The sequence below is a fragment of the Streptomyces sp. NPDC087906 genome (genome assembly GCF_055584925.1).
In genome coordinates this window covers 95379-119300 of sequence record NZ_JBVJLC010000005.1, presented here as the reverse complement: position 1 = coordinate 119300, position 23922 = coordinate 95379, and the positions used below count along the sequence as shown (strand labels likewise).

The 23922-nt window shown below is 73.6% G+C and carries 3 protein-coding genes; all 3 read left to right on the top strand.

What is annotated here, in order from left to right:
- From ACZ63I_RS16840 to ACZ63I_RS16830, 3 genes are read left to right on the top strand one after another with little or no spacing between them, the layout of a single operon-like run.
- A complete protein-coding gene (locus ACZ63I_RS16840) occupies positions 1 to 16329 on the top strand; it encodes a type I polyketide synthase (protein WP_469339332.1) in 16329 nt (5442 codons plus the stop codon).
- 54 nt (positions 16330 to 16383) lie between these two features.
- The gene (locus ACZ63I_RS16835) at positions 16384 to 22572 is read left to right on the top strand and encodes a type I polyketide synthase (protein ID WP_469339330.1); all 6189 of its coding nucleotides are present in this window, start codon (positions 16384 to 16386) and stop codon (positions 22570 to 22572) included.
- A gap of 20 nt (positions 22573 to 22592) precedes the next feature.
- Positions 22593 to 23777 (top strand): cytochrome P450, encoded by a 1185-nt coding sequence (locus tag ACZ63I_RS16830; protein WP_469339328.1) that lies wholly within the window; start codon positions 22593 to 22595, stop codon positions 23775 to 23777.
- Positions 23778 to 23922 lie beyond the last annotated feature (145 nt).

Below are 23922 nucleotides of genomic sequence, written 5' to 3'. Positions count from 1 at the left end.
ATGAATGCCCCCACCGAAAATGCCCCCACCGCGGGTGTCGTAGAAGCACTCCGCGCGTCGATGAAGGAGGCCGAGAGGCTCCGCAGGCAGAACCGCAGGTTCGTCGCCGCGGCCAAGGAACCCATCGCCGTCGTCGGCATGAGCTGCCGGTTCCCCGGCGACGTCGTCTCCCCCGAAGGGCTCTGGGACCTCGTCGCCTCCGGCACCGACGCCATCTCCGGATTCCCCACCGACCGGGGCTGGGACCTGGACGCGCTGCGCGACAGCTCCACCGACGCGCGCGACACCTCCGTCAGCCAGCAGGGCGGATTCCTCGACTGCGTGGCCGACTTCGACCCCGGCTTCTTCGGCATCTCGCCCCGCGAGGCGGTCACCATGGACCCCCAGCAGCGGCTGCTGCTGGAGACCACCTGGGAGGCCATCGAGCGGTCCGGCATCGACGCCACCACGCTGCGCGGCTCCAGGACCGGTGCGTTCATCGGCACCAACGGCCAGGACTACGCCTACCTCGTGGTCAGGTCGCTCGACGACGCGACCGGCGACGTGGGCACCGGGATCGCCGCCAGCGCCGTGTCCGGCCGGCTCTCGTACACGCTCGGGCTCGAAGGCCCCGCGATCACCGTCGACACCGCCTGCTCGTCCTCGCTGGTCGCCCTCCACCTGGCCGTGCAGTCCCTGCGCAACGGCGAGTGCGGCCTCGCGCTCGCGGGCGGCGTCAACGTGATGTCGACGCCGGGCTCGCTGATCGAGTTCAGCCGCCAGGGCGGTCTGGCGCGAGACGGCCGGTGCAAGGCGTTCGCCGAGTCCGCCGACGGCACCGGCTGGTCCGAGGGCGCGGGAGTGCTGATGCTGGAGCGCCTGTCGGACGCCCAGCGCAACGGACACCCCGTCCTCGCCCTGGTCCGCGGCTCGGCCGTCAACCAGGACGGCGCTTCCAACGGCTTCACCGCGCCCAACGGCCCCTCGCAGCAGCGCGTCATCCGGCAGGCGCTCGCCAACGCGGGGCTCGCCCCCGCCGACGTCGATGTCGTGGAGGCGCACGGCACCGGTACGCCGCTGGGCGACCCCATCGAGGCACAGAGCCTGCTCGCCGGCTACGGCCAGGACCGCGAACAGCCCTTGCTGCTCGGCTCGGTGAAGTCCAACATCGGCCACACCCAGGCCGCTTCCGGTGTCGCGGGCGTCATCAAGATGGTCATGGCGATGCGGCACGGCATCGCCCCGAAGACCCTGCACGCCGACGAGCCCTCGTCGCACGTCGACTGGTCGGCCGGCAAGGTCGACCTGCTCACCGAGGCCCGCGACTGGCCGGACGCCGGCCGCCCGCGCCGTACGGGAGTCTCCTCGTTCGGCGTCAGCGGCACCAACGCGCATGTGATCATCGAGCAGGCCCCGGCCGCCGAGGCCGCCCCCGCCGAACCGGCGGAGACCGGCCCCGCCCGCGCCGCCAGCGCTGTGCCGTGGGTCGTCTCAGGACGGACCGCCGAGGCGCTGCGGGACCAGGCGACCGTGCTGCTCGGCCGGCTTGAGCGCGAACCCGGCCTGCGACCTGTGGACACGGCGCTGTCCCTGGCGACGACCAGGGCGAGCATGGAGCACCGGCTCGCCGTCGTCGCCGACGGAACCGCCGAAGCGGGCCGCCAGGCACTGGAGGCATGGCTCGCCAACGGCGCGGCGCCGGGCGCGGTCGAGGGCACGGTCACCGGGCGTACGAAGTACGCGGTGCTGTTCTCGGGCCAGGGCTCGCAGCGGCTCGGCATGGGCCGTGAGCTGTACGAGCGGTTCCCGGTCTTCGCCGAGGCGCTGGACGCCGTACTGGCCGAACTGGACGGCGCGTTGGACCGTCCGCTGCGGGACGTCATCTGGGGCGACGACGCGGACCTGCTGAACGAGACAGGACACACCCAGCCCGCGCTGTTCGCGGTCGAGGTCGCGCTGTTCCGGCTGTGGGAATCCTGGGGCGCGGCGCCGGACTTCGTGGCGGGCCATTCGATCGGTGAGATCGCCGCTGCCCATGTGGCCGGGGTGTTCTCGCTGGCGGACGCGTGCCGTCTGGTGGTGGCGCGCGCTTCGTTGATGCAGGGGCTGCCGTCCGGTGGTGCGATGGTCGCGGTGCAGGCGACGGAGGACGAGGTTGTCCCGCTGCTGACCGAGGGCGTGTCGATCGCCGCCGTCAACGGGCCGTCGTCCGTGGTGATTTCGGGTGACGAGGACGCGGTCCTCGCGGTTGCCGGGCAGCTCGGGGAGCAGGGCCGCAAGACCAGTCGGCTGCGGGTGTCGCACGCGTTCCACTCGCCGCTGATGGACCCGATGCTCGACGACTTCCGCGCCGTCGCGGCGACCCTGACGTACGCCGAGCCTTCGGTGCCGGTCGTGTCGAATCTGACCGGTCGCCTGGCTGCGGCCGACGAGCTGTGCGCGGCCGAGTACTGGGTGCGGCATGTCCGCGAGGCGGTCCGATTCGCCGATGGCGTACGGACGTTGGGCGAGCAGGGCGTGACCACGTTCCTGGAGCTGGGCCCCGACGGTGTGCTCTCCGCCATGGCGCAGGACTCGCTCCCGAGCGGCGCCGCGACCGTACCGGCACTCCGCAAGGACCGGTCCGAGGAGACCTCGGCCGTCACCGCACTGGCCCAGCTCCATGTGCGCGGTGTACGCGTCGACTGGCCCGGGTTCTTCGCCGGAACCGGCGCGCGCCACGTCGAGTTGCCCACGTACGCCTTCCAGCACGAGCGGTTCTGGCCGAAGACGACCTTCCGTCCCGCCGACGCGGCAGGACTCGGGCTGACCTCGGCCGACCATCCGCTGCTGGGCGCCGCCATGTCCGTGGCGGGCTCCGACGAACTGCTGCTCACCGGCACCCTGTCGCTGGCCACCCACCCCTGGCTGGCGGACCATGTCGTCAGCGGCATGGTCTTCTTCCCCGGCACCGGATTCCTGGAGCTGGCGATCCGCGCCGCCGACCAGGCCGGCTGCGACCGGGTCGAGGAACTGATGCTGGCGGCCCCGCTCATCCTGCCCCCGACCGGCGCTGTCCAGGTGCAGATCGCCGTCGGCGGCGCCGACGACGACGGCCGCCGTGAACTGCGGTTCTACACCCGCCCCGCCGACGCACCCGACGACGAGTGGACGCTGCACGCCTCCGGCCGGATCGGCGACGGTGAGCGGCAGCTCGACTTCGACGCGTCCGTATGGCCGCCCAAGGGCGCGACCGTGGTGGACGTGGAGGGCCTGTACGACCGCTACGCGAGCAACGGGCTTGAGTACGGCCCCGCGTTCCGCGGGCTGCGCGCCGTCTGGCGCCGCGGCGACGAGATCTTCGCCGAGGTGGCACTCGACCGCGACGTCAGCGACGCGGACGCCTACGGGATGCACCCGGCGCTGTTCGACTCCGTCCTGCACAGCACGGTGTTCGCCAGCGCGGACGGCGACGACCGCAGCCTGCTGCCGTTCGCCTGGAACGGTGTGTCGCTGCACGCCTCGGGCGCGTCCAGTCTGCGCGTACGGGTGACCAGCAACGGCCAGGACTCGGTACGGCTGGCGGCGGTGGACCCGCAGGGCGAACCGGTGATCTCGGTGGAGTCGCTGGTCCTGCGCGCCGCGGGCCCCCAGCCGGCGGCCACGGCGCGCCGCGACGAACTGAACTCGCTGTTCCGGGTCGACTGGGTGCAGGGCAAGCCGGAGAAGGTCTCCGAGGACACCGGCTGGGTGGTGCTCGGCCGCGACGAGCTGGGTCTGACGGCCGCGCTCGGTGCGACGGCCGGGATACGGCTGCGTCCTCCGGTCGCCACGCTCGGCGAACTGGCCGACGCCGGGACGGTTCCGGAGGTCGTGGTCGTCCCGCTCAAGGGCGACAGCGCGCGCGGCGCCGAGTCGGCGCACGAACTGGCCGGTCACGCGCTGACGTTGGTGCGGGAGTGGCTGGCCGGTGACCGGTTCGCCGGGTCGCTCATGGTGTTCGTGACGCGGGGCGCTGTCGAGGACGGCGCAGCGGACGTCTCCGATGTGGCCGCGGCTTCGGTATGGGGTCTCGTACGGTCAGCGCAGGCGGAGAACCCCGGCCGGTTCCTGCTGGTCGACGCGGACGCGTCGGACGAATCGGCGGCCGCGCTTCCCGGACTGCCGGGTCTGGTCGACGCCGACGAACCGCAGGCCGTGCTCCGCGCGGGCGCCCTTCGGGTCGGGCGGCTCGCGCGGCTGGAGTCCGGTACGGGGCTTGTGCCGCCGACCGGTGTGCCGTGGCGGCTGGGCAGCCGGGCGAAGGGCAGCCTGGACGGGCTGACCCTGGCGCCGTTCCCCGAGGTCCTGGAGCCGCTGACCGGACGCGACGTACGTGTCGAGGTCCGGGCGGCGGGCGTGAACTTCCGCGATGTGCTCAACGCCCTCGGCATGTACCCCGGAGACGCGGGGCTGTTCGGCTCCGAGGCGGCCGGCGTGGTGGTCGAGACCGGCCCCGAAGCGACCGACCTGCGGGTCGGCGACCGGGTCACCGGCATGCTGTTCGGCGGCTTCGGCACGCATGTCGTCGGCGACGAGCGCCGGATGATCCCCGTACCCGAGGGGTGGTCGTGGGAGACGGCGGCCTCGATGCCGCTGGTGTTCCTGACGGCCTACCACGCGCTGGTGGAGCTGGGCGGGCTTCAGCGCGGTGAGAAGGTGCTGATCCACGCGGGTGCCGGTGGTGTGGGTATGGCGGCGATCCAGGTGGCGCACCATCTGGGTGCCGAGGTGTTCGCGACGGCGAGTGAGGGCAAGTGGGACGTCCTGCGGTCGCTGGGTGTCGCTGACGATCACATCGCCTCGTCCCGTACGACCGACTTCGCGACGGCGTTCGACGCGGTCACCGGCGGCCGGGGTGTCGATGTCGTACTGAACTCGCTGGCAGGCGAGTTCGTGGACGCGTCACTGCGGCTGGTCGGCTCCGGGGGCCGGTTCCTGGAGATGGGCAAGACCGACATCCGCGACGAGGCGGATCTGCCCGACGGTGTGAACTACCGTTCGTTCGACCTCGGTTGGGTGGACCCGGCCGGTATCCAGCGGATGCTCACGGCCCTGGTGGAGCTGTTCGACCGGGGTGTGCTGGAGCCGCTGCCGGTCCGTACGTGGGATGTGCGCCGGGCACGGGACGCGTTCCGGTTCATGAGCATGGCCAAGCACGTGGGCAAGATCGTGCTGAGCATGCCGCCCGTGTGGGACCCCGAAGGGACCGTCCTGATCACCGGTGGCACGGGTGGACTGGGCGGCGTCCTGGCCCGGCATCTGATCACCGAACGCGGCGTGCGGCATCTGCTGTTGACGAGCCGGCGCGGTGTCGAGGCGCCGGGGGCCGCCGAGTTGGCCGCCGACCTGAGGACGCTGGGCGCCGAGGTCGCTGTCGAGGCGTGCGACGTGGCCGACCGGGAGGCGCTGGCCGGGCTGTTGGCGTCGGTTCCTTCCGAGCATCCGCTGACGGCTGTGGTGCATACGGCGGGGGTGCTGGACGACGGTGTGGTCGGCTCGCTCACCCCCGAGCGGCTGGACAGCGTGCTGCGGCCGAAGGTCGACGCGGCCTGGAACCTGCACGAGCTGACCCGCGACCTGGATCTCGCCGCTTTCGTGGTGTATTCGTCCACGGCCGGTGTCATGGGCGGCCCGGGACAGGCCAACTACGCGGCGGGCAACACGTTCCTCGACGCGCTCGCCGCCCACCGGCGCGCGCAGGGCCTGCCCGCGCTCTCGCTCGCCTGGGGCGCCTGGGAACAGGGCGTCGGCATGACCAGCACCCTGGAGGACAAGGACGTCCGCAGGGTCAGCGGCTCCGGAATGCCGCTCCTCTCCGTCGAGCAGGGCCTCGCCCTCTTCGACGCCGCCACCGGCAGCGACGAGGCACTGGTCGTGCCGCTCGGCATCGGCGGCGGGGCGATCCCCTCGGCGGCCGGCGTCCCCGCCATCCTGCGCGGGCTCGTACGCACCGGCCGCCGCGCGGCGAAGACCGGCGCGGCGGGCGTGTCCCGCGCGGGCCTCGTCGAGCGGCTGGCCGCGCTGAGCGAGAACGAGCGCCCCCGGCTGCTGGTCGACCTGGTCCGTACCGAAGCCGCCGTGGTGCTCGCGCACTCCTCACCCGAAGCCGTCGTCGCGGAACGGGAGTTCCGCCAGTTGGGCTTCGACTCGCTGACCGCGGTCGAACTGCGCAACCGGCTCTCCTCCGCCACCGGCCTCACCCTGCCCGCCACCCTCATCTTCGACTACCCCACGCCCGTCCGGCTCGCCGGTTATCTGCTGGACGAACTGGTCGGCGCCGACGACATCGCGGCCGTCACCGCGCGCGAGTCGGCGCGCACCGCCGACGACACCGAAGAGCCGATCGCGATCGTCGGGATGAGCTGCCGCTTCCCCGGCGGGGTCGAATCCCCGGAAGGGCTCTGGGACCTCGTGCTCTCCGGCGAGGACGCCATCACCGGATTCCCCACCGACCGCGGCTGGCAGGCCGACTCCACCATCGGCGCCACCGAGGGGCAGGGCGGGTTCCTGCGGGACGTGGCCGACTTCGACGCCGAGTTCTTCGGGATCTCGCCGCGCGAGGCCCTCGCCATGGACCCGCAGCAGCGCGTCCTGCTCGAAGTCTCCTGGGAGGCGGCCGAGCGGTCCGGCATCGACCCGGCGACCCTGCGCGGCAGCCGTACCGGCGTCTTCATGGGCGTCAGCGGCCAGGACTACGTCGGGCTCGTCATGCGCTCCAAGGACGACATGGCGGGCCACGCCACCACCGGGCTCGCCGTCAGCGTCGTGTCCGGGCGGCTGGCGTACGCGCTCGGGCTCGAAGGCCCGGCGATGTCGGTCGACACCGCCTGCTCCTCGTCCCTGGTGTCACTGCACCTCGCCGCCCAGGCACTGCGCAGCGGTGAGTGCTCGCTCGCCCTCGCCGGCGGTGTGACGGTGATGACCACGTCGGCGAACTTCGCCGGCTTCTCCCGGATGGGCGGACTGGCCGGCGACGGCCGGTGCAAGGCGTTCTCCGACTCGGCGGACGGCACCGGCTGGTCCGAGGGCGCGGCCGTACTGGTCGTGGAACGGCTGTCGGACGCGCGCCGCAACGGGCACCAGGTGCTGGCGGTCGTCCGGGGCAGCGCGGTCAACCAGGACGGCGCTTCGAACGGTCTGACGGCCCCGAACGGCCCCGCCCAGCAGCGTGTCATCCGGCAGGCACTGGCCAACGCGGGCCTGGACCCGGCCGAGGTGGACGCGGTCGAGGCGCACGGTACGGGCACGCCGCTCGGCGACCCGATCGAGGCGCAGGCGCTGCTCGCGACGTACGGCCAGGACCGCGCGGCCGACCGGCCGCTGCTGCTCGGCTCGGTCAAGTCCAACATCGGCCACACGCAGGCGGCGGCGGGCGCCGCCGGTCTGGTCAAGATGGTGATGGCGCTGCGGCACGGCACGCTGCCGCGCACCCTGCACCTCACCGAGCCCTCGTCGCACGTCGACTGGACGGCCGGAGCGGTGGAGCTGCTGGCCGAGAACACCGCGTGGCCCGAGACCGGACACGCGCGCAGGGCCGGTGTGTCGTCCTTCGGGATCAGCGGCACCAACGCGCATGTGGTCCTGGAGCGGCCCGACCCGGCGTCCGACGCCTCTGACCGGTCGCCGGTCACGCGGGACGTGACCCCCCGGGCGCTGCCCTGGCTGGTGTCGGCCAAGAACGAGGCAGCCCTGGACGGCCAGATCAGCCGGATCCGGGCCTTCGCGAAGCACCACACCGAGCACTCCCCGGCGGACATCGGCTTCTCGCTCGCGACCAGCCGGTCGGCGTTCGAGCACCGCGCGGTCCTGCTGGCCACGGATGACGGCGTCGTGGACGTCGCGCGGGGCACGGCGGCCACCGGGCGGACATCGGCCGTGCTGTTCTCGGGTCAGGGTTCGCAGCGGTTGGGGATGGGGCGTGAGTTGTACGAGCGGTTCCCGGTGTTCGCCGAGGCGCTGGATGCCGTACTGGCCGAGCTGGACGGGGAGTTGGGCCGTCCGCTGCGGGAGGTCATCTGGGGTGACGACGCGGACCTGCTGAACGAGACCGGTTTCACTCAGCCGGCGTTGTTCGCGGTCGAGGTGGCGTTGTTCCGGCTGGTGGAGTCGTGGGGTGTGACGCCTGACTTCGTGGCCGGTCATTCGATCGGTGAGATCGCGGCGGCTCATGTGGCCGGGGTGTTGTCGTTGGCGGACGCCGCGCGTCTGGTGGCGGCGCGGGCGAAGCTGATGCAGGCCCTGCCCGCCGGTGGTGCCATGGTCGCCGTCCAGGCGACGGAGGACGAGGTACTGCCGCTGCTGGTCGACGGCGTGTCGATCGCGGCCGTCAACGGGCCCTCGTCCGTGGTGATGTCGGGCGACGACGACGCGGTGTTCGCGGTCGCCGCACAGCTCGTGGAGCAGGGCCGCAAGACCAACCGGCTACGGGTCTCGCACGCCTTCCACTCGCCGCTGATGGATCCGATGCTGGACGAGTTCCGCGCGGTGGCGGAGACGTTGGTCTTCGAGGCGCCCCGGATCCCGCTGGTGTCGAATCTGACCGGCGCCCTGGCGACCGCCGACGAGCTGTGCTCGGCCGACTACTGGGTACGGCACGTCCGCGAAGCCGTCCGGTTCGCCGACGGGGTAAGGACGTTGGCCGAACAGGGCGTCGGTTCGTTCCTGGAGCTGGGCCCCGACGGTGTGCTGTCGGCGATGGCACGCGAGTCCCTGCCCGCTGACGCCGAAGTGGTGCCCGCGCTGCGCAAGGACCGCGACGAGGAAGCGGCGCTGATCAGCGCGCTGGCCCGGCTGTACGTGACAGGGACCCCCGTCGACTGGACCGGGATCTTCGCCGGCACCGGCGCCCGGACGGTCGATCTGCCGACCTACGCCTTCCAGCGCGAGCGGTTCTGGCCCGAGGTGGCCCCCGTCGCGCTGCCCGACAGTGCCGACCCGGCCGACGCGGAGTTCTGGGCGGCGGTGGAGAGCGCCGACCTGGCGTCCCTGTCGGCAGGGCTGGACGTGGACGGCGACTCCCTCGGGGCCGTACTGCCCGCCCTGTCGTCGTGGCGCAACCGGCGCAAGGCCCGCTCGACCGTGGACACCTGGCGCTACCGCGCGAGCTGGCAGCCGCTGAACGCCGACACCTCCGTGGACACCCTGCCGGGGACCTGGCTGGTGGTGGTCCCGGCCGCCAGTGCCGACGACGCGTGGGTGACATCCCTGATCGCCGGACTCGGCCAGGCCGCGCTGCGCGTGGACCTCGGCGACACCGCGGGCGATGTCGCGGAGCTGCTGTCCGAAGCGGTCGCTTCGAGCGGCGCCGACCTCACGGGTGTCGTGTCGCTGCTGGCACTTGACGAATCGTCAGGAACCGCCGGGGTGCCCGGGGGCCTGCTGTCCACCGCCGCTCTCGTACAGGCGCTCGCCGACGCCGACCTCTCCGCCCCGCTGTGGGCGGTCACCAGGGGCGCGGTGTCGGTCGGCCGCTCCGAGTCGCCGGTCAGCCCGGCGCAGGCCGCCGTGTGGGGTCTCGGCCGGGTCGCCGCGCTCGAACACCCGCGTCTCTGGGGCGGACTGGCCGATCTCCCGGCGGAGCTGGACGACCGGACCGTACGACGGTTCGCGGCCGTGCTCGCGGGCCGGGGTGACGAGGACCAGGTCGCCGTCCGCGCCTCGGGGGTGTTCGGCAGGCGGATGCTGCCCGCGCCCGCCGCTGAGGCCGTGGGGGAGCGCGAGGAGCGCTGGGAGCCGTCGGGCACCGTGCTCATCACCGGTGGTACCGGCGCGCTCGGCGCGCGGGTGGCCCGCCGGCTCGCGAGCGGGGGAGCCCGCCGCCTCGTCCTGCTGAGCCGCCGTGGCCCGGACGCCCCTGGCGCACGGGAGTTGCAGGCTGAGCTGACTGACCTCGGCGCCGACGTCACCCTCACCGCCTGCGACGCGGCCGAACGTGCGCAGATGAGCCAAGTGCTCGAAGCGATCCCGGCCGACTGCCCGTTGACCGCCGTGGTGCATACGGCGGGCGTGCTGGACGACGGCGTACTGACCGGTCTGACCCCCGAGCGGTTCGAGACGGTGTTCCGGTCGAAGGTCGCTTCGGCCCTGCTGCTCGACGAGCTGACCCGCGAGCTGGACCTCTCGGTGTTCGCGCTGTTCTCGTCGGTGGCCGGCGCGGTCGGCAACCCCGGCCAGGCCAACTACGCGGCGGCCAACGCCGTCCTCGACGCCCTGGCCGAACGGCGCCGCTCGCTGGGGCTCCCCGCGACCTCCGTCGCCTGGGGTGCCTGGGGCGGCGGCGGCATGGCCGCAGACACACCGGACACAGCGTCCGGCACCGGGCCCGGCATGGCGTCCGGCACCGGGCAGCCGCCCGGTCTGCTCGACCCCGAGCTGGCGGTCTCCGCGCTGTTGCGCCTGGTGCGGGAGCCGGAGCCGACCGCGGTCGTCGCCGATCTGCGGCAGCCGCGCCTCCTCGAAGCCCTGCTGAGCCTGCGGCCCGGCCCGCTGCTGAGCGAACTGCCCGAGGCCAGGCGCGCGCTGGAGACGGCGCGCGAGGCACGGCAGGCGAGCGAGTCGGCGGCGACCGGACTGCGGGAGCGGCTGCTCGGGGCGTCGGAGAGCGAGCGTACGGGCGTGCTGCTGGCCGCCGTACGCACCGAGGCCGCCGCGGTGCTCGGGCACACGGGCGCCGAAGCCATCAAGGGCGACAAGGCGTTCCGCGACCTCGGTTTCGACTCGCTGACGGCGGTCGAACTGAGCAACCGGCTCGCCCGGCTCACCGGTCTGGCGCTCCCCGCCAGCCTGGTGTTCGACTACCCCACGGCGCAGGCGCTCGCCGGTCATCTGGTCGCCGAACTGCTCGGCGAGCAGACCGGCCTCGGCCTCCAGGCCGTCACCACCGGCGCCGGGGCCGGGGCCCCCGACACCGACGACCCGATCGTGATCGTCGGTATGGCCTGCCGCTTCCCCGGCGGGGTGCGTTCGCCCGAGGACCTGTGGCAGCTCCTGACCGACGGCAGGGACGGCATCTCGGCGTTCCCCACGGACCGCGGCTGGAACCTCGACGTCCTGGCCGGTGACGGGCAGGGCCGCAGCGCGACACGGGAGGGCGGATTCCTCTACGACGCCGCCGACTTCGACCCCGGTTTCTTCGGAATCTCGCCGCGTGAGGCCCTGGCCATGGACCCGCAGCAGCGGCTGCTGCTGGAGACGTCCTGGGAGGCCGTCGAGCGCACCGGCACCGACCCCGCGACGCTGCGCGGCAGCCGGACCGGTGTGTTCATCGGCACCAACGGCCAGGACTACGCCAACCTGATCCTCCGGGCCAGCGAGGACGTGGAGGCCCACGCCGGCACCGGACTCGCGGCGAGCGTCATCTCCGGCAGGCTCTCGTACGCCTTCGGCTTCGAGGGCCCCGCCGTCACCGTCGACACCGCCTGCTCCTCGTCCCTGGTGGCCCTGCACTGGGCCGCCCAGGCCCTGCGCTCGGGGGAGTGCTCCATGGCGCTGGTCGGCGGCGTCACCGTCATGTCGACCGCCACGAGCTTCGCCGGGTTCACCCGGCAGGGCGGCCTCGCCCCCGACGGCCGCTGCAAGGCGTTCTCCGACTCCGCCGACGGCACCGGCTGGTCCGAAGGCGTCGGCGTGGTCGTCGTCGAGCGGCTGTCGGACGCCCGGCGGGGCGGCCACGAGATCCTGGCCGTGCTGCGCGGCAGCGCGATCAACCAGGACGGCGCTTCCAACGGCCTGACCGCACCGAACGGACCTTCCCAGCAGCGCGTCATCCGGCAGGCGCTGGCCAGCGGCGGACTCTCCCCGGCCGATGTGGACGCCGTCGAGGCGCACGGTACGGGTACGACGCTGGGCGACCCGATCGAGGCGCAGGCGCTGCTCGCGACGTACGGGCGTGACCGCGACCCGGAGCGGCCGTTGCTGCTCGGCTCCGTCAAGTCGAACCTCGGCCACACGCAGGCCGCCGCCGGTGTCGCCGGCGTACTGAAGATGATCCTGGCGCTGCGCAACGGCGCGCTGCCGCAGACGCTCAACGTGACGGAGCCGTCGACCCGCGTCGACTGGTCGGCGGGCGCGGTGGAGCTGCTCACCCAGCAGGTCGAGTGGCCGGACACCGACCGGCCCAGGCGGGCCGGTGTGTCGTCCTTCGGGATCAGCGGCACCAACGCGCATGTGATCCTGGAGCAGGGTCCGCCGGCCGAGGAAGCCGCCGACCAGCGGCAGCCGTCGGCCCAGGTGACACCGACCGCTGTGCCGTGGCTGGTGTCGGCCGCCGACGAAGCCGCGCTGGACGGGCAGGTGGAGCGGCTGCGGTCCTTCGTGGCCGAACGCCCCGAGCTGTCCCCGGTCGACCTCGGCTTCTCGCTCGCCACCAGCCGCTCGGTGTTCGAGCACCGGGCCGTGCTGCTGCCGTCCGGTGATTCGCTCGCCGAGGTCGCCGAGGTCGCCAGGGGAGTGGCCGCCGACCGGCCCGCCGCCGTGCTCTTCTCCGGTCAGGGATCGCAACGGCTCGGCATGGGACGCGAGTTGTGCGCGCGCTTCCCGGCCTTCGCCGACGCGCTCGACGCCGTACTCGCCCGGCTGGAAGGGAAGCTGGACCGGCCGCTCCGGGACGTCATCTGGGGTGACGACGCGGAGCCGCTGAACCGGACGGCGTTCACCCAGCCCGCCCTGTTCGCGATCGAGGTGGCGCTGTTCCGGCTGGTGCGGTCGTGGGGCGTGACACCGGACTTCGTGGCCGGTCACTCGATCGGCGAGATCGCCGCAGCGCATGTGGCGGGGGTGTTCTCGCTGGAGGACGCCTGCACCCTGGTCGTCGCCCGCGCGAAGCTGATGGACGCGCTGCCCGCCGGCGGTGCGATGGTCGCCGTCCAGGCGACGGAGGACGAGATTCTGCCGCTGCTCACCGACCGCGTCTCCGTCGCCGCCGTCAACGGCCCCGCGTCGGCGGTGGTTTCGGGCGACGAGGACGCGGTCGAGGAGATCGCCGCGCACTTCACCGGCCTCGGCCGCAAGACGAACCGGCTGTCGGTGTCGCACGCGTTCCACTCGCCGCTGATGGACCCGATGCTCGACGAGTTCCGCGCCGTCGCACAGGAGTTGGCCTTCGAGGCGCCCCGGATCCCGCTGGTGTCCAACCTGACCGGGCGGCTCGCCTCCGCCGACGAACTGTGCACCGCCGACTACTGGGTGCGGCACGTCCGCGAAGCCGTCCGGTTCGCCGACGGGGTAAGGACGTTGGCGGAACAGGGCGTGGTGACGTTCCTTGAGCTGGGCCCGGACGGGGTGCTCACAGCCATGGCCGGTGAGTCGCTGCCGGACGGCGCCGTGACCGTACCGCTGCTCCGCAAGGACCGCTCCGAGGAACTGACCGCCGTCACCGCGCTGGCCCGGCTCCACACGAACGGGGTCGCCGCCGACTGGACCGGGATCTTCGCCGGCACCGGCGCGCGCCGGGTGGAGCTGCCGACCTACGCGTTCCAGCACGCCCGCTACTGGCCCTCGGTGGCGGCGGCCGCAGGGGACGCCTCGGGGCTCGGCATGGTGGCCGCCGGGCATCCGCTGCTCGGCGCCGCCGTCGAACTGGCCGAGGGCGAGGGCGTGTTGTTCACCGGACGGCTCTCCGTCCCGTCGCAGCCCTGGCTGGCGGCACACCAGGTGCTCGGCAGGACCGTGCTCCCGGCGGCGGCCTTCGCCGAGCTGGCCGTACGCGCCGGTGACGAGGTCGGCTGCGACCAGGTCGAGGAACTGACCCTCGCCGCAGGGCTCGTCGTGCCCGAACAGGGCGCGGTGCGCGTGCAGGTACGGGTGGGCGCCGCCGACGAGGCGGGCCGCCGCGCACTGCACGTACACGCGCGCCCCGAGGCCGGGGCGGACCTGCCGTGGACCCTGTACGCGAGCGGTGTCCTGGCCGCAGGTGACCGTGGGCCGGAAGCCGGGTTCGACACCGCCGAGTGGCCCCCGGCCGGCGCCGAAGCCGTACGCCTGGACCAAGACCCGGAAGGGGACCTGGCCGGCGCCGACGAGTGGGGCCTCCGGGCCGCCTGGCGGCGCGACGGCGAGGTGTTCGCCGAGGTGGAACTCGCCGAAGAGGCCCGCACACACGGGGCGTTCGCGATCCATCCCACGCTGCTGACCGCAGCCGTCGGCGCGGCCGGGCTGCTGGACACCGACGGCACGGCCGCCGACGGTCTCCCGGAGCCGGCCGCATGGCACGGACTCACCCTGCACGCGGCCTCCGCCACGACACTGCGCGTGCGGCTCGCCCGGACCGGCGCGGACACCGTCTCGCTGGCGGCCACCGACGAGGAAGGCGCGCCGGTCGTCTCCGTACGCTCCCTCACCCTGCGCCCCCTCACCGAGGCGGCGACCGGCACCGCGGCAGGCGCGGGCGGCTCGCTGCTCGGCGTCGAGTGGGTGGCGGCGCCGGTGACCGCGGACTCCTCCGCGGACACCCGGTACGCGGTCGTCGCCACGGACACGGCATGGCCGGTCGATGCACCGGACCTGGCAGGACGGTCCGCCGTACGGGTCGGCTCACTGGCCGAACTCCTCAACACCGAAGGCCCGTTGCCCGAGGTCGTCCTGGCCCCTGTCGTCCATGATCTGACCGGTGCGCCCGACGCGCTGCCCGCCGCCGTGCGGACCGCGACGACTGCCGTGCTCGACCTGCTGCGGCAGTGGACCGCCGACCCGCGCACCGCCGGATCGCGGCTGGTCTTCGTGACCCGGGGCGCGGTACCCGCCGGCGACAAGGACGTACCGGACCTGGCAGCGGCTCCGGTGTGGGGCCTGGTGCGCTCCGCGCAGTCCGAGAACCCCGGCAGCTTCCTGCTGCTCGACCTGGACGACACAGCCGCGCTGCCCGACGCTCTCCCCGCCCTGCCAGGACTGCTGGCAGCCGGTGAGACACAGGCGGCGCTGCGCGGCGGCGCGATACGGGTGGCCAGGCTCGCGCTGCTGCCGGAGCGCGCCACGCAGCCGCCCAACGCGGTCCGAGGCTGGGACCGCGACGGCACGGTCCTGATCACCGGCGGCACCGGAGGTCTGGGCGGTGAGCTGGCGCGCCACCTGGTCACCGGGCACGGCGTCAAGCACCTGCTGCTCGTCGGCCGCCGGGGCCCCGACGCACCCGGCGCCGCCGAGCTGCGGGCCGAACTGACCGCCCAGGGCGCCGAGGTGACCGTCGCCGCCTGCGACGCCGGTGACCGTGCGGCGCTGGACGCGCTGCTGGCGGACGTACCGGCCGAGCATCCGCTGACCGCCGTCGTGCACTGCGCCGGGGTGCTGGCCGACGCCACGATCGGCTCCCTGACGCCCGAACTGTTCGACCAGGCCCTGCGCCCGAAGGCGGACGCCGCCTGGCATCTGCACGAGGCGACCCGCGAGCTGGATCTGGCGGGCTTCGTCCTGTACTCCTCGGTCTCCGGTCTCACCGGCGGCCCGGGGCAGGGCAACTACGCCGCAGCCAACGCGTTCCTGGACGCGCTGGCCCAGCACCGCGCGGGGCTCGGGCTGCCGGCCCTGTCGCTGGCCTGGGGCCCGTGGTCGTCCGACGGCGGTATGACCAGCGGACTCAGCGATACCGACCTGGGGCGGATGGCCCGCTCGGGAATGCTGCCGCTGTCGGCGGAGCAGGGCCTCGCCCTGTTCGACGCGGCGGCCGAAGGCGACGAAGCCCTCGCGGTGCCGGTACGGATCGCCGCGGGCTCGCCGCGCGACCCCGAGGACGTCCCCGCGATCCTGCGGGGGCTGCTGCGGACCCGCCGCCGTACGGCCGCCACCGTACGCGGCGCGGCGGGCGGCGGCCTCGCCCAGCGCGTCGCCGCGCTGGGGGACGAGGAGCGCGAGACGCTGCTCGTCGGCCTGGTACGGGCCGAGACCGCCGCCGTACTGGGGCACACCGGCCCGGACACGATCCCGGCCGACCGGGACTTCAGCAGGCTCGGCTTCGACTCCCTGATGGCGGTCGAGCTGCGGACGCGGCTGAACGCGGCGGCGGGGGTGCGGCTGGCCACCACTCTCGTGTTCGACCATCCCACGCCGGTCGCCGTCGCCCGGCATCTCGCCGCCGCACTGCTCGGCGGCACCGCACAGGACACGAGCCCCTCCCCGCTGGCCGAACTCGACCGGCTGGAGGCGGCGCTCGCCGGGGGCGTGCTCGACGGCGCCACCCGCACCGGGGTCACGGGGCGGCTGCGCCAGCTCCTCGCGCGCTGGGAAGGAGCCGACCCCGAGACCGACGAAAACACGACCACGGAACGGATCGAGGCGGCGAGCGCCGATGAGGTCCTCGCCTTCATCGACAACGAGCTGGGCCGGTCGGCGGATTCCTGACCGGCGGCCCGACTCCCTACGCGCTCGAAAAAATCTGAGGAAGGTGCCCGGACGATGCCGGACGAAAAGAAGCTCGTCGACTATCTGAAGTGGGTCACGAACGACCTGCACCAGACCCGACAACGCCTCCAGGAGGCCGAGTCGGGCCGCCACGAGCCGGTGGCGATCGTGGGAATGGCGTGCAGGTACCCCGGCGGGGTCCGATCCCCCGAAGACCTCTGGGAACTGCTCGCCTCCGGCAGGGACGCCATCTCCGGCTTCCCCGCCGACCGCGGCTGGGACCTGGAGTCGCTCGCCGGTGACGAGGCGGGCAGCAGCGCCACCCAGGAGGGCGGCTTCCTGTACGAGGCACCGGAGTTCGACCCCGACTTCTTCGGGATCTCGCCGCGCGAGGCCCTGGCGATGGACCCCCAGCAGCGGCTGCTGCTGGAAGTGGCCTGGGAAGCGATCGAGCGCACCGGGATCGACCCGGCCGCACTGCGCGGCAGCAGGACCGGGGTCTTCGTCGGCACCAACTCCCAGGACTACACGCACCTGGTCCTCGCCTCCCAGGACGACATGGGCGGCTACGCGAGCAACGGCCTCGCCGCCAGTGTCATGTCCGGCAGGCTGTCCTTCGCGCTCGGCCTCGAAGGGCCCGCCGTCACCCTCGACACCGCCTGCTCCTCGTCACTCGTGACACTGCACCTCGCCGCACAGGCCGTACGGAACGGCGAATGCTCGCTGGCGCTGGCCGGCGGGGTGACCCTGATGACGACCCCGGCGAGCTTCGCCGGCTTCAGCATCCAGGGCGGCCTCGCCCCCGACGGCCGCTGCAAGGCGTTCTCCGACACGGCGAACGGCACCGGCTGGTCCGAGGGCATCGGCATGCTGATGGTCGAGAAGCTGTCGGACGCCCAGCGCAACGGGCACCAGGTCCTCGCCGTGCTGCGCGGCAGCGCGGTCAACCAGGACGGCGCTTCGAACGGGCTCAGCGCCCCCAACGGCCCGTCCCAGCAGCGGGTGATCCGGCAGGCCCTGGCCGGCGCCGGGCTCTCTCCGGGCGACGTGGACGCCGTCGAGGCACACGGCACGGGCACCACCCTGGGCGACCCGATCGAGGCCGGCGCCCTGCTGGCCACCTACGGGCAGGACCGCGACCCGCAGCGCCCGCTCTGGCTGGGCGCGGTCAAGTCGAACATCGGCCACACCCAGGCGGCGGCGGGTGTCGCGGGCGTGATGAAGATGGTGCTGGCGCTGCGCAACGGCGTCCTGCCGCAGACCCTGCACGTGGACGCGCCGTCGTCGCACGTGGACTGGTCGTCCGGCGGCGTCCGGCTGCTGACGAAGCCGGTGGAGTGGCCGGAGGGCGAGCGGGTGCGCCGGGGCGGCGTCTCGTCGTTCGGGATCAGCGGCACCAACGCGCACGTGCTCATCGAGCAGGCCCCGCCGGTGGAGACCGAGGCCGAGACAGAGCCGGTCGCCGCGCCGGCGGCGCCGCCGCTGGACGTACCGTGGCCCGTGTCGGCCAGGTCGGAGGCGGCGCTCGACGCGCAGGTGGCGCGGATCCGGTCCCTCAAGGACACCGGCCGCGACCCGGTCGACATCGGCTACTCCCTCGCCACCACCCGGTCCGCCTTCGACCACCGGGCCGTGCTGCTGGCCTCCGGCGGCGACCTGGCCGAGGTGGCGCGCGGTGTGGCGGCCAAGGCCCCGCTGGCGGTGCTGTTCTCGGGCCAGGGGTCCCAGCGGATCGGGATGGGCCGCGAGCTGTACGGCCGGTTCCCGGTCTTCGCCGAGGCGCTGGACACCGTACTCAGCCAGTTCGCCGGCGAGCTGAACCGGCCGCTGCGGGACGTGATCTGGGGCAGCGACACGGACCTGCTGGACGACACCGGGCACACCCAGCCCGCGCTGTTCGCGATCGAGGTGGCGCTGTACCGGCTCGTCGCCTCCTGGGGCGTCAAGGCGGACTTCCTCGCCGGGCACTCGATCGGTGAGATCACGGCCGCCCATGTGGCCGGGGTGTTCTCGCTGGCCGACGCCTGCCGCCTGGTGGCCGCCAGGGCCCGGCTGATGCGGGCGCTGCCCGCCGGCGGGGCGATGGTGGCCGTACGGGCCACCGAGGACGAGGTGACCGCGCTGCTGGACGACCGGGTGTCGGTCGCCGCCGTCAACGGCCCCGAAGCGGTGGTGATCTCCGGCCAGGAGGACGCGGTCGTGGAGATCGCGGACCGGCTGGCGGCGCAGGGGCGCAAGACCACCCGGCTGTCCGTCAGCCACGCGTTCCACTCGCCGCTGATGGAGCCGATGCTCGACGAGTTCCGCGCTGTCGTGGAGACGCTCACGTTCGAGCGGCCCGCCCTGCCCGTCGTGTCGAACCTGACCGGCGACCTGGCGTCGGCCGACGAACTGGGCTCGGCCGACTACTGGGTCCGGCACGTCAGGCAGGCCGTCCGGTTCGGCGACGGGGTGCGGACCCTCGCCGGGCGCGGCGTGCGCACCTTCCTCGAACTGGGCCCCGGCGGAGTACTCGCCGCCCTGGTGGGGGAGAGCGTCGAGGACCCGGCCGTCGTCGCGGTCCCGGTGCTCGCCAAGAACCGCCCCGAGGAGACCGCGGCCGTCACCGCGCTCGCCGCCCTCTACGCCCACGGCGTCACCGTCGACTGGGACGGCGTCTTCGCCGGTACGGGCGCGCGCACGGTGGACGTCCCGACGTACGCCTTCCAGCGCGAGCGGTTCTGGCCCACGGTCCGCATGCCCGCGGGCGACGCGTCCGGCCTCGGCCTGATCGCGGCGGGACACCCGCTGCTGGGCGCCGCCGTCACGATCGCGGGCGCCGACGAGACCGTACTGACCGGGCGGCTCTCCGCGCAGTCGCATCCCTGGCTCGCCGACCACCGGATCGACGGCCGGATCGTGCTGCCCGGCACGGCCTTCGCCGAACTCGCCGTCCGGGCCGGTGACCAGTCGGGCCACGACCGGGTGGCGGAACTGCACCTGCTCGCCCCGCTCGTGCTGGCCGACCGTGACGCGGTCTCGCTCCAGGTACGGGTCGGCCCCGCCGACGAGGCCGGGCGCCGCGAGCTGACGATCCACTCCCGCCCCGAAGGACAGGACGCCCAGGACCAGCCGTGGACGGAGCACGCCCGCGGTGTGCTGGCGACCGGCGACGACGCGGCTGAACCCGCCCAGGACGGCGCCGGATTCGACTCCGCCGACTGGCCGCCGCAGGACGCTTCCCCCGTCGACCCGGACGCGCTGCACGCGCGGCTCGCCGACGCGGGACTGACCCACGGACCGGTGTTCCAGGGCCTGACCGGCATCTGGCGGCGCGACGGCGAGGTGTTCGCCGAGGTCGCGCTCGGCCAGGGGGCCGAGGACACCGCCGCTTTCGGTATCCACCCGGCGCTGCTGGACGCAGCGCTGCGGGCGGCGGGCGCGCTCGACGACGAAGGCAGCGTCGACACCGTCCCCCTCTCGTGGAGCGGGCTGACCCTGCACGCGGGCGGTGCCTCCGCCCTGCGCGTACGGATCAGCGCGGCAGGACCCGGCGCTGTGGCGCTGAGCGCCGCCGACGCCACGGGCGCCCCGGTGCTCTCGGTGGACTCGCTGGTCCTCGGCCCGCCCTCCGGGCAGGCCCGGCCCGCGCCCGCCGCGAGCAGTGCCGAGCGCGGCTCGCTGTTCGGCCTCGACTGGGTGCCCGTCGCGGTGGACTCCGCCTCCGTCACCGGCACCCGCTGGGCGGTCGTCGGCGCCGACGAACTCGACCTGGGCTACGCGATGCACCGCGCGGACGAGACCGTCGCCGGATACGCGGACACGCTCACCGGCGCGGTCGGCGACAGCGGTGTCGCCCCCGACGTCTTCCTGCTGCCCGTCGTCGGCGACGCCGACCAGGACCGGCCGGAAGCGGTGCGCGCCCTGACGTCGTGGGTGCTCGAACGGATCCAGGAGTGGCTGAACGAGCCCCAGCTCGCGAGCGCACGGATGGTCTTCGTCACCCGGGGCGCCGTCGCCGTCGACGGCGAGGACGTACAGGACCTCGCCGCGGCCGCCGTCTGGGGACTGGTGCGCTCCGCGCAGACCGAGAACCCGGGCAGCTTCCTGCTGGTCGACATGGACGACACGTTCCTGTCGGCCGGGGTGCTGCCGGGGCTCCTCGCCCTGGACGAGCAGCAGCTCGTGGTGCGCTCCCACACCGTCAGGGCGGGCCGGCTGACCCGGCTCCCCGAGCCCGCGCACAGGACCGGGGACACCGAAGCGGCCCCTGCCGAGGACGCGGGCCTGACCTGGAACAGCGAGGGCACCGTACTGATCACCGGTGGCACCGGCGGTCTCGGTGGCCGCCTCGCCCGGCATCTGGTCGCCGAGCACGGCGTACGGCACCTGCTGCTGGCCAGCAGGCGCGGCCCCGAGGCGCCCGGCGCCGCCGAACTGGTGGCCGACCTCGCCGAGCAGGGTGCCGAAGCCGCCGCCGTCGCCTGCGACCTGGGCGACAGGGACGCGCTGACCGCGCTGCTCGCCGGGGTGCCGGCCGACCACCCGCTGACCGCCGTGGTGCACACCGCCGGTGTGCTCGGCGACGCGATGGCCGGCTCGCTGACACCGGAACTGCTGGAGCGCGTCATGCGGCCGAAGGTGGACGCCGCCTGGTACCTGCACGAGGCGACCCGCGACCTCGACCTGTCGGCCTTCGTGCTCTACTCCTCCGTGTCCGGGGTGCTCGGCAGCCCGGGACAGGCCAACTACGCGGCGGCCAACGCGTTCCTCGACGCGCTCGCCCAGCACCGCGCGGGCCTGGGCCTGCCCGCGGTGTCCCTCGCCTGGGGACCGTGGGGCCGGGGCAGCGGCATGACCAGCCATGTCAGCGCCGCCGACCTGGAGCGGATGGCACGCGGCGGTATGCCGCCGCTCGCCGTCGAGCACGGCCTCGCGCTCTTCGACACCGCCACCGCGAGCGGGCGCACCACCGTGGTCCCGACCCGGCTCAACGTGGCGGGACTCCAGGAGCAGCAGGCGCTGCCCGCGCTCTGGCGCGAGCTGGTACCCCGTACCCGCCGCTCCGCTGCGGCGGCCGACCGCTCACCCGTCACCCTGCTGGAGCGGCTGCGCCACCTCGACGCGGCAGGCCAGGAGAGCCTGCTCACCGAACTCGTCGTCGGCTACTCCGCCGCCCTGCTCGGCCACCGCGACCCGAGCGGCGTCGACCCCGAACGCGGCTTCCTGGAGCTGGGCTTCGACTCGCTCGTCTCGGTCGGACTGCGCAACCAGCTCTCCGAGGCGCTCGGCCTGCGGCTCCCCAGCTCGGTGGTGTTCGACAACGCGACCCCGAGCAAACTGGCCCGCCGGCTGCACAGCGAACTCGCCGGCCAGCTCTCCCCGGCGGCGGCGAACGGCAGCCCCGCTGCCGCCGCACGGTCGGCCGTGAGCATGGACGAGACGCTCGAAGGGCTCTTCTACGCCGCCGTCAAGGGCGGCAAGATGGTCGAGGGCATGCGCATGCTGAAGGCGGTCGCCAACACGCGTCCCACCTTCGAAACCCCCGCCGACCTGGAGGAGCTGTCGTCGCCCGTCGTCCTCGCCGACGGTCCGAGCGACCCGAGGCTGGTCTTCGTCAGCGCCCCTGGCGCCACCGGCGGCGTCCACCAGTACGCCCGTATCGCGGCGCACTTCCGCGGCAAGCGGCATGTGTCCGCGCTGCCGCTCATGGGGTTCGCGCCCGGTGAGTCGCTGCCCGCCACCAGTGAGGCGGCGGCCCGGATCGTCGCGGAGAGCGCCCTGCACGCCAGCGACGGCGAACCCTTCGTCCTGGTCGGGCACTCGACGGGCGGGTCGCTCGCCTATCTGGCGGCGGGCGTGCTGGAGGAGACCTGGGGGATCAAGCCCGAGGCGGTGATCCTGCTGGACACCGCGTCGATCCGCTACCAGCCGGGCGAGGGCAAGGACCTGGACCGCACCACCCAGTACTACCTCGCCGACATCGACTCGCCGTCCGTGACGCTCAACAGCGCCCGGCTCTCGGCGATGGCGCACTGGTTCATGGCGATGGTCGACATCGAGTCCGTGCCGACCACGGCGCCCACGCTGCTGGTCCGCTGCATGGAGTCGCTGGACGGCTTCCTGTTCGACACCGCGGGGGTCCCCGCCGACGAGATCCGGGAGATCGCGGCCAACCACCTCTCGCTCGCCAAGGAACACTCCGCCCTGACCGCGCGGACCATCGAGGAATGGCTCGGCCGGCTGCCGGCCCCCCAGGCTTGACCGTTCGGAGGAGAACCCCCATGACCACATCCCATGTGCTGCCCTCGCTCAAGGGGCAGCAGCAGTCCGTGCTGCGGCTCAGCCCGCTGCTGCACGGCCTCCAGGCCGAGAACCCCATCTGCAAGGTGCGCACCCCGGCCGGCGACGAGGGCTGGCTGGTGACCCGGCACGCCGAGTTGAAGGAACTGCTGCGCGACGAGCGGCTGGCGCGGGCGCACGCCACACCGGCCACCGCGCCGCGCTACGTCCAGAACCCGTTCCTCGACATGCTCGTCACCGACGACGCCGACCTGGCCAGGAAGCTGCACACCGAGACCCGGGCGCTGCTCACCCCCAACTTCTCGGCCAGGCGTGTGCTCAACATGATGCCGAAGGTGGAGGCCATCGCCGAGGGCATACTGGCGAACTTCGTCGCCCAGGGGCCGCCAGCCGATCTGCACAGCCAGTTCTCGCTGCCGTTCTCGCTGGCCGTCCTGTGCGAGCTGATCGGCGTACCCACCGAGGACCACGGGCTGCTCGTCGGCCATCTCTCCCGGATGGGCGGCCTCGACGACCCGGACACCGTCCAGGGCGGCCAGCAGGACATGTTCGGCTACCTGGTGGAGCTGGCAGGACGCAAGCGGGCGGACCCCGGCGACGACGTGATCTCCCGGCTCTGCGAGAACGAGCCGTCGAACGAGCGCATCGGGCCGATCGCCGCCGGGGTGCTGTTCGCCGGACTCGAAGCCGTCGCCAGCCATGTCGACCTCGGCGTCGTCCTGTTCACCCTCCACCCCGACCAGCGCGACGCGGCGATGAGCGACCCGAAGCAGATGGCGGGCGCCGTGGAGGAGATCCTGCGCTCCGCCAAGGCCGGCGGCTCGGTGCTGCCCAGGTACGCGACGGACGACGTGGAGATCGGCGGCGTCACCATCCGCACCGGTGACCTGGTGCTGCTGGACTTCACCCTCTCCAACTTCGACACCCGGGTCTTCGACGCACCCGAGCTGTTCGACATCAGCCGTTCCCCCAACCCGCATCTGACGTTCGGCCACGGCATGTGGCACTGCATCGGCGCCCCGCTGGCCAGGATGGAGCTGCGCACCGCTTACACACTCCTGTTCACCCGGCTGCCCGAGCTGAGCCTGGCGCTCCCGGTCGAGGAGCTCCAGGTGCTGGGCGGCCAGCTCTCCGCCGGCCTCACCGAGCTGCCGGTGAGCTGGTAGCGGTCCGGCACGGCGCAACCCGACGGGCGCGGCCCCCCCCCGGGGGGGGGGGCGCGCCCCGCGGGCCCGTCCACCAAACCCGGGCGGACGACCCGAACGGGGTCCCCGGCCGCCGGCCGGAGACCCCCCCCCGCCCCCCCGCCGC